This window comes from Curtobacterium sp. MCBA15_016, assembly GCF_001865105.1.
Taxonomy (GTDB): Bacteria; Actinomycetota; Actinomycetes; order Actinomycetales; family Microbacteriaceae; genus Curtobacterium.
The window spans coordinates 19,732-28,806 of the sequence record NZ_MJGR01000008.1; the positions used below are offsets into that span (position 1 = coordinate 19,732).

A 9,075-nucleotide genomic window follows, 5' to 3' on the forward strand; every position below is an offset into this window, starting at 1 on the left:
AACCAGCGCGAGTGCGTGGTTCCACGTCGGATCCGTGGTTCGTCCGACAGTGCCGATCGACAGTGCCGATCGACGGTGCCGCTACACGAGCGAGTCCCGCCAGGCCGCGTGCAGCTGCGCGAACCGTCCGGTCCCGGCGATGAGGTCGTCCGGGGTGCCGTCCTCGACGATCCGGCCGTACTCCATCACGAGCACCCGGTGCGCGATCGCCACGGTCGACAGCCGGTGCGCGATGATCACCGCGGTCCGGTCGGCGAGCAGCGTCTCGAGCCCCTCCTGCACGAGTCGCTCCGACGGGATGTCGAGCGACGCCGTGGCCTCGTCGAGGATGAGCACCTTCGGGTCCGCGATGAACGCCCGGGCGAACGACAGGAGCTGCCGCTGCCCGGCCGACACCCGGCCACCGCGCTTGTTCACGTCGGTGTCGTACCCGTCGGGCAGCGCCATGATGAACTCGTGCGCGCCGACCGCCTTCGCCGCCGACTCGATCTCGGACCGTGACGCCCCCGGCTTGCCGAGCGCGATGTTGTCCGCGACGGTGCCGGAGAACAGGTACGCCTCCTGCGTGACCATGACGATCGCGCGGCGCATGTCCTTCGTGTCGAGGTCCCGCAGGTCCACGCCGTCGAGCTTCACCGAACCCTGCGACGGGTCGTAGAAGCGCGCCATGAGCTTGGCGAGCGTCGACTTGCCGGCACCGGTCGACCCGACGAGCGCGATCGTCTGCCCCGCCGGGATGTGCAGGTCGAACTCGGGCAGGACGACCTTGCCCTTGTTGTAGGCGAACACGACGTCGTCGAAGTCCATCCGCCCGGTGGCGTCCGGCAGCTTCACCGGCTTCGCGGGGTCCGGCACGCTCGGCCGCTCCTCGAGCACGCCCGAGATCTTCTCCATCGCGGCCGATGCCGACTGGTACCCGTTGTAGAACATCGCGAGTTCCTGGGCCGGGTCGAAGAAGCGCTTGGCGTACAGCGCGACCGCGAGCAGCGCGCCGACCTCGAGCGTCCCGCCGACGATCCGGAAGCCACCGACGACGACGACCGCGGCCAGCGTGACGTTGCCGATGAGCACGAGCACCGGGTCGAAGGTCCCGAACAGGTTGAACACCTTCGTGTTCGCCTGCCGGTAGTCCTCGACGTAGCCGCCGTACTCGTCGCGGTTGCGGGACTCCTTGCGGAACGCCTGCACCGCCCGGATGCCCGTCATCGTCTCGACGAAGTGCACGATCACGCGCGCCGAGGTGACACGGGTGGCGCGGAACAGCGTCTGCGAGTTGGACTGGAACCAGCGGATCAGGAACCACAGCGGCACGAGCGACACCGCGAGCACGAGCCCGGACGTCGGGTCGAGCGCCACGAGCGCGATGGCGGTGAACACCATGTACAGCACGCCCTGGATGAGCTGGTTCAGCCCGGAGTCGAGCAGCTCGCGGATCGAGTCGAGGTCACTCGTCTGGCGGGAGATGATCCGACCGGACGTGTAGGTCTCGTGGAACTCGAGCGAGAGCCGCTGCGTGTGCAGGAACACCCGCTTGCGCAGGTCGAACAGGATCGCCTGGCTGATCCGCGCCGCCAGCACCGTGTACCAGGCCGTGAGCACGGCACCGAGCACCGCCACGACGATGTACGTCGCGACGACGCCGAACGCCGGCACCCAGTCGTTCTGCTCCATCACCGCCGGCAGCGCGTTGTCGATGCCCCAGGCGATGAGCGCCGGACCCGCGACCGTGCCCGCGGTCGAGACCACGACCACGACGGCGAGGACGACGAGCCGGGCCTTGAGCGGCGCGGCGAGCGACCCGAGCAGGGCGAGGGAGCGGCGCCGCAGGCGCTTGCTCTCCGCCTTGGTGAAGTCCTCGCGCTCCTCGCCGCGCACGCCGAGCGTGGTGATCGACGCGGTGACGGGCGCGGCAGCCTGCGTGTCGGCGATGTCGTCGACGACGGGATCCGCGCCTCCTGGACCGGCCGACGTGTCGACCGGGAGGTTCTTCTCCTGCTGGCTCATGCCATCGCCTCCTCTCGTGCGGTGGCGTCGTCGTCGTCGAGCGACGAGATGACGTAGCGGTAGTGGTCGTTGTTCGCCATCAGCTCCGAGTGGGTGCCGACGGCCGTGACGACGCCGTTCTCCATGAGCGCCACCCGGTCGGCGAGCGTCACGGTCGACGGGCGGTGCGCCACGATGAGCGACGTGGTCTCGGCGAGGACGCGGCGGAGACCGGCCTCGACCCGCGCCTCGGTGTCGACGTCGAGCGCGGACAGCGGGTCGTCGAGGACGAGCACCGACGGCCGCGCCGCGATCGCACGGGCGAGCGCCAGGCGCTGCCGCTGCCCGCCGGAGAGGGACAGGCCCTCTTCGCCGACACGGGTGTCGACCCCGTCGGGCAGGTCGTCCACGAAGGACGCCTGGGCGATGTCGAGGGCCTCGCGCATGAGGGCCTCGGCCTCGTCGCCGGCCAGGTCCGGGCGACCGAGCAGCACGTTCTCGCGCACGGTCGTCGAGAACAGCGTGGCGTCCTCGAACGCGACACCGACGTGGCGACGCAGCTCCGCACGGGTCAGCGAGCGGATGTCGACGCCGTCGATCGTCACGGAGCCGCCCGTGACGTCGTACAGCCGTGGCACGAGCGACAGCAGCGTGGTCTTGCCGCAGCCGGTCAGCCCGACGAGCGCCATGGTCTCACCGGGTCGGAGCTGCAGGTCGACCCCGTTGATGAGGTCCGGGAACTGCGGCGGGGAGTCCTGGTACCGGAAGTGCACGCCGTTGAACGACAGCGCACCGTGCGGCTCCGTGATCGTCTCCGGGTGCTCGGGGTCCGTGATCGTGTTCTCCGAGTCCATGACCTCGAAGAAGCGGTCGACCGCGGTGCGCGTGTCGAACGTCATCGAGAGCAGGAAGCCGATCGACTCGATCGGGAACCGGAGCACCGTCGCCGTCGCGAAGAACGCGAACAGCTGCCCGACGGACAGTTCCCCCTGGCTCGCGAGCCAGATGCCGGCGAGCAGGCAGAGCGCGAACGCGACGTCGGGCACGAGCAGCAGCCACAGCCAGATGCCCGCGATCGCCTTCGCCTTCTCGATCTCGGTGCCGCGCAGCGCCTCGGCCTGCTCGCTGAACTCGTCGAGCTTGTAGCGACCGCGGCCGAACGCCTTGAGCACGCGGATGCCGTGCACCGACTGCTCGACGCTCGTGGCGAGGTCGCCGACCTGGTCCTGGCTGCGGCGCGCGACGACGGAGTACCGACGTTCGAACAGCAGGCCGTTGATCCACAGCGGGATCGACGCGACGAGGAACACCAGGCCGAGCAGCCACCCGAAGGTGAACAGCACGACGAAGCCGACGACGATCGTCACGATGTTGACCACCAGCAGCACGACGCCGAAGGCCAGCCACCGGCGGATCAGCGACAGGTCGGACACGGAACGGGACAGCAGCTGCCCGGACTCCCACCGGTCGTGGAACGCCACCGGCAGGTCCTGCAGCTTCGCGTAGAGCGCGTTCCGCATGCTCGTCTCGATGCGCGTCGACGGCCGCATGACCATCCGACGCCGGGACGCGATGAAGAACGCCTCGAGCACGCCGAGCGCGAGCACACCGAGGCCCGCGGGCCAGATCTGTGCGGAGTCCTTCGAGGACAGCGGGCCGTCGACGAGCCACTGCAGGACGTAGGGGATCGCGAGCGCGACCAGGGAGGCGCCCATGGCGGCGAACATGCCGCCGATGAGCCGGCCCTGGTAGGGCTTCACGTAGGGGTAGATCCGCGCGATCGCGCGGAAGGTCGAGGGGCGGTCGGTGGACGGGCGCGCCTGGTCTGGCGTCTTGGACATGGATTGCGTCCTCGTGCGTCGTGCCGAGACCCTCTGGATCGGCCGCTGCTGTCGCAGCCGTCGGTCTGGAGGCTCGGTGTCCGTTGCGTGGTGGTCGTCGGCCGAGCGGGTCGGTCGCGTCCCGGGCCGTGCCCACCCCGGTGGGGCGTGCTCGGTCCTCGTCGCGGTCGCCCGCCGCCGCGTCGCGCGCGGCGTCGGTTCGGTCGGAGTGCACCGGGAGACAGTCGTCCCCCGGGTTCAGGCGTGGGCTCGCGCTGGCCCGTGCTCGTCGTCGTCGCTGGTGTCGCGGCGGCTCGTCGCGTGCTCGTCGTCGTCGGGCGGTGCCGACGGCTCGTCGCTGGCTGTGGGAGGCAGCCCTACGCGGACAGCGGTGCCGTGACGGCGGGCGCACCCCGGTGGGGGTACGGCGCGACGGCCGCGTGTGCGGGACGCGGGCGGATGCCACGTGCCCCACCGAACGGTCGTGCGTCGGGAGCGGTCCCCACGAAGAGCACGAGACCCGCACGGGCAGCCGTCGCCACGGTTCCGGTCGTCGTGTTCATCGTCACTCCAGTCGTCGTCATCGTCACCGTTGTGTCCGCGGTGCCGCCGGCCGGTGTCTGTCGTGGACACTGGGGCCGTCGGCGTGCCTGTCGCGGAGCCTTACAGACTATTCACAGTCGAACGTGGTGCGCAAGCGTTTCCCGGAGTTGCCCGTTGTTCGACTCAGTGGAAGAAGTGCCGCTCGCCCGTGAAGTACATCGTCACGCCGGCAGCCGTGGCCGCGGCGATGACCTCGTCGTCGCGCACGCTCCCACCGGGCTGGGCGACCGCACGGACGCCCGCGTCGAGGAGCACCTGCAGCCCGTCCGCGAAGGGGAAGAAGGCATCGGAGGCCGCGACGCTGCCCGTGGCGCGCTCACCCGCACGGTTCACCGCGAGGTGGCACGAGTCGACCCGGTTCACCTGACCCATGCCGACGCCGACGCTCGCGCCCTGGTTCGCCAGGAGGATCGCGTTCGACTTCACCGCACGGCTCGCCTTCCACGCGAAGGCGAGGTCGGCCAGGGTCTGCTCGTCGGCCGGTTCGCCCGCGACGAGGGTCCACGTGGACTGGTCGAACGCGGTGAAGCGGTCGGCGTCCTGCACGAGGAACCCGCCGGAGATCTGCTTGACCTCACGCGGAGCGAGGGCGAAGTCGGTCGGCAGCGTGAGCAGGCGGATGTTCTTCTTCCGCGAGAGGATCTCGATCGCCTCGGGGTCGAAGGCCGGCGCGACGACGACCTCGGTGAAGATGTCGGCGACCGTCTCGGCCATCTGCTTCGTGACGGGTCGGTTGGCGGCGATGACCCCGCCGAACGCCGAGAGCGGGTCGCACGCGTGCGCAGCGGCGTGCGCCGCGGCGATCGGGTCGGCCGCGTCCGCCGGGGCGATCGCGATCCCGCACGGGTTGGCGTGCTTGATGATCGCGACGGCGGGCTCGGCGAAGTCGTAGGCCGCGCGGACGGCGGCATCGGCGTCGACGTAGTTGTTGTACGACATCTCCTTGCCGTGCAGCTGCGCCGCCTGGGCGATCCCGGTGCCACCGGCGCTCGTGTACAGCGCCGCGGCCTGGTGGGCGTTCTCGCCGTACCGGAGCGTCGCCGCGAGGTCGGCGTCCGCCGTCAGGTGCTCGTCGAACGACCCCGGCGTCTCGATGTCCCCGCTCGTGGTCGGTGCCGCGGCGTCCGCCACGACGTCGCTCGCGAAGTAGCCGGCGACCGCGGTGTCGTACGCGGCGGTGTGCGCGAAGGCCTGGGCGGCGAGGCGCTTCCGCAGCTCGAGCGTGGTCCCGCCGGCGCGGACGGCCTCGACCACCTCGGCGTAGGACGACGGCGACACGACGATCGCGACGTTCGGGTGGTTCTTCGCCGAGGCGCGGACCATGGCGGGGCCGCCGATGTCGACGTTCTCGACCACGGTCGCGGTGTCGGCACCCGAGGCCACCGTCTCGACGAACGGGTACAGGTTGACCACCACGAGCTCGAACGGCTCGATGCCGAGGTCGGCGAGCTGCTGCTCGTGCGACTCGAGTCGGAGGTCGGCGAGGAGCCCGGCGTGCACCGACGGGTGCAGCGTCTTCACCCGGCCGTCGAGCGACTCCGGGAAGCCCGTGACGCTCGACACGTCCGTGACGGCGTACCCGGCGTCGCGGATGGTCTGCGCCGTGGAACCGGTCGACACGATCTCGACACCGGCGTCGGCGAGCGCCCCGGCGAGCTCGAGCAGGCCGGACTTGTCGCTCACCGAGATGAGCGCCCGCCGCACGGGGACGAGGTCCCGGTCGCGGTACAGGCTGGGGTCGGCTGCGTGCACGCTCATGCGCTCGGGGTGCCCTTCAGGTCGGTGGTGCCGTTGGCGATGTCGAGGATGGTCTGGATGAGCAGGCGTCGCTCGACCGGCTTGATCCGGTCGTGCAGCGTCGACTCGGAGTCGCCGGGGAGCACGGGGACGCGCTCCTGGGCGAGGATCGGACCGCTGTCGACGCCGTCGTCGACCTGGATCACGCTCGCACCGGTCTGCTCCACGCCGGCGGCCAGGGCGTCCCGCACGCCGTGGGCGCCCGGGAACTCGGGCAGGTACGCGGGGTGCGTGTTGATCACCGCGGGGCCGAACTCGGAGACGACCGCCGGCGGCAGCAGCCGCATGAGGCCCGACAGCACGAGCAGGTCCGGCGACCACGGCCGGATCTGGGCGGCGAGCTCACGGCCCCACTCCTCGCGCGAGTCGAACCGCGAGAACGGCACCGTGAACGTCGGGATGGAGAACTCCTCGCCCAGACCGAGCCCCTCGGCGTCGCGGTCGGCACCGATGGCGACGACCCGGGCGGGGTACTCCGCGTCGAGGGTCGCCTCGAGCAGGGCCCGGAGGTTCGAGCCGGCACCGGAGATCAGGACGACCAGTTCGAGCACGGGACAACCCTACCGGGCTGCGGTCACCGGTCGTCCTTCGGCCGGCGCCACCACGGCAGCTCGTCCTCGGGGATCTGGTCCGTGGCGTCCCACCGCTGCTGCTGCACGGTCGGCGCGGACGGCACCGAGCCGCCCTCGGCACGGGCCCGGTCCTCGTGCCGGTCGCCGTGACGGTCGTCGACGTCGTCGCGACCCGCGACGAACTCCTCGGTGCTCCAGGGGAACGCGGGCTGCGGCTCCGTCCCCGGCGCACGCGGCACGGCGGTGGCGGCCTCGTCCGGCTCGCGGTCGACGTCGGATCCCGTGACCCGGTCGCGCAGGTCGCCGGCGCGCTCGCGGACGCCGTCGGCCGCTCCGCGCAGGCGGTCGCGGATCGCGCCGACTCCCCCGCGGCCGGTGGCACGCGGTCGATCGGTGACGCGGTCGGCGGGCACCCGGTCGGCAGCGACGGCGACGGTGCGGGCCCAGTCCGGCAGTGCGACGTCAGCGTCCGGGTCGCGGCCCGGTGCGGGGTCGGGTGCCGTTCGGGAGGCGCGGCTCGACTCCGCCGGGCCGCCCGCCTCGGTCGCGGTGCGGGTCGGCTCGGTCCGCGCGCTGCGGTCAGCCCCGGTCCCCGGCCCGTTCCCGCCCTCGGTGCCGTTCCCCGACCCCCGCGGGCCACTGCCCGGGACGCGGCCCACGGTCGCATCGTCGCGGTCGTACCGCGTGGCGGCGACGCGTGCCCGATCGCCCTCTTCGGGTCCGCCGCGCCCCGGCAGGCCCCGGGCGTCGCCGCCGTGGGCACCGTCGGCGCGGCCGCCGTCGGCCTGGGCGTCGTCCGCGCGTGCGGCCTCGGCCGTGGTGCCGCCGTGCGTCTCCTCGACCACGAAGCGGTGCACGTCGGTGGTCCGACCGGCACCGGCGCGGTCGAGTGCGGCGAGCAGCGAGCCGTCGGCAGCGGCCTCGGTATCGGCGTCCGCAGGGCCGTCGTCCGTCTCGTGCCACTGTTCCCGGGCCCACCCGCGCTCGGGCATCCGGACGAGGTCGCTGCCGGCCGCGAGCGCCACCACGGCGGGCACACCGACTTCGAGGGCCGCGAAGGCCCCGACGACCAGCGCGTGCGGACCGACGTCGGCCAGGCGGCCCGGGCCGAACGACCCCGCCGAGAGCCACGCCACGAGCCCGGTCAGCACACCGGCGACGATGCCCGCCGCGACGCCGCCGAGCGCCCGGTGCAGGGCGGAGTTCGCACTGCCGAGGGCCTGCACGAGCCGGGGGCGCAGGAGGCCGCCGGCCGCGAACCCGGCCACGACCGGCACGAGGACCCAGACCAGGCCGAACGCGTGCCCGGACGCCGGGAGCGCGCCGAACACCGGCAGGCCGGGGATCGGCCCGAGCGTCGTGCCGATCGGCGACACGCTGGAACCGGTCCCGATCGCGAAGCCGGGCCCGACGAGCCACGACGTCGCCCAGCCGACGAAGTCCGGCAGGAACGCGAGCTGGCCGACCGTCAGGGCGATCCCGCCGACCACGCCGGCGTGCGACCGCTCGTACAGGGAGATGACCTCGGCGAAGGAGGCGAAGAGCAGGAAGGCGACGACGACCCCGGCGACGGCGACGACCGCAGCCGTCGCGGCGGTGCCGGCACGGAGGCCGAACGCCGCGATCGCACGCCAGGCGGTCGGGACACGGTCGAGCTGGTCGAGCACGCGCCCGGTGACCGGGTCGGCCGGGAGCCCCCGTCGCCGTCGGCACACCTCGCTCGTGACGAGTGCGGGGATCCCGAACCAGAGCGCCGGGAGGACGATCGCCTGCCAGAGCGTCGGCACGGTCGCCGCGGACCGGGACGACAGTGCGACGAGGAGCCCGAGGACGGCGACGACGCCGGTGCCGACGAGGAGCCCGGTCGTGCGGTGCTCGGTCTCGGCGAACCGGCGCCCGGCACGTCCGGCGAGCCAGGCGGTCACGAGGGCGAACCCGAGCGCCGCGAGCGTCACGTGGATCGGGTCGGTGGCGCCGCTCACGCCGGACGACCTCGCGAGCGCCGAGCCGAGCACGAACGACACGTCGACCCCGTGCCCGACGAGCCACACGCTCCCCGTGGCCTTCCAGAACACGTCCCAGTCGACCTGGAGTCCGTACTCGAAGCCCCACAGGAGCGTCAGCGGCACGAGGGCGATCCCGATGCCGACGCCGACCGTCACGACCGCCTCGATCGCGGCGAGCACTGCGGTTCCCAGGCGGTTCATCGCAGCGAGGATACGTGCTCCGCCGCGCAACCCGCGGCAGCCGCGCGGCTGCTGTGGAGAACGTCCGGCACCGGAGCGGACGGGAGGCGCGGT

At 72.4% G+C, this 9,075-nt stretch carries 6 protein-coding genes; all 6 read right to left on the reverse strand.

Features of this window, described 5'->3' with window-relative positions; translation table 11 throughout:
* Positions 1 to 81 precede the first annotated feature (81 nt).
* A complete protein-coding gene (locus BIV03_RS04020) occupies positions 82 to 2,004 on the reverse strand; it encodes an ABC transporter ATP-binding protein (protein WP_254790719.1) in 1,923 nt (640 codons plus the stop codon).
* Positions 2,001 to 3,824: an ABC transporter ATP-binding protein gene (locus BIV03_RS04025; RefSeq protein ID WP_071294761.1), complete on the reverse strand. Its 1,824-nt coding sequence runs from the start codon at positions 3,822 to 3,824 to the stop codon at positions 2,001 to 2,003. The genes BIV03_RS04020 and BIV03_RS04025 overlap by 4 nt, the downstream gene beginning before the upstream one ends.
* Before the next feature lie 356 nt (positions 3,825 to 4,180).
* Positions 4,181 to 4,387 carry a hypothetical protein gene (locus tag BIV03_RS04030; protein ID WP_139199214.1) on the reverse strand — a complete coding sequence of 69 codons (207 nt, stop codon included), beginning with the start codon at positions 4,385 to 4,387 and terminating at the stop codon, positions 4,181 to 4,183.
* Positions 4,388 to 4,529: 142 nt separating this feature from the next.
* Positions 4,530 to 6,164 (reverse strand): bifunctional phosphoribosylaminoimidazolecarboxamide formyltransferase/IMP cyclohydrolase, encoded by a 1,635-nt coding sequence (gene purH / locus BIV03_RS04035; RefSeq protein ID WP_071294762.1) that lies wholly within the window; start codon positions 6,162 to 6,164, stop codon positions 4,530 to 4,532.
* Positions 6,161 to 6,754, reverse strand: a complete 594-nt coding sequence (purN, locus tag BIV03_RS04040; RefSeq protein ID WP_070417751.1) for a phosphoribosylglycinamide formyltransferase — start codon at positions 6,752 to 6,754, stop codon at positions 6,161 to 6,163. Before purN ends, purH begins: the two co-directional genes overlap by 4 nt.
* A gap of 23 nt (positions 6,755 to 6,777) precedes the next feature.
* Complete coding sequence (locus tag BIV03_RS04045) at positions 6,778 to 8,982, reverse strand: DUF6350 family protein (protein WP_139199215.1); 2,205 nt, start codon at positions 8,980 to 8,982, stop codon at positions 6,778 to 6,780.
* Between the last annotated feature and the right edge of the window lie 93 nt (positions 8,983 to 9,075).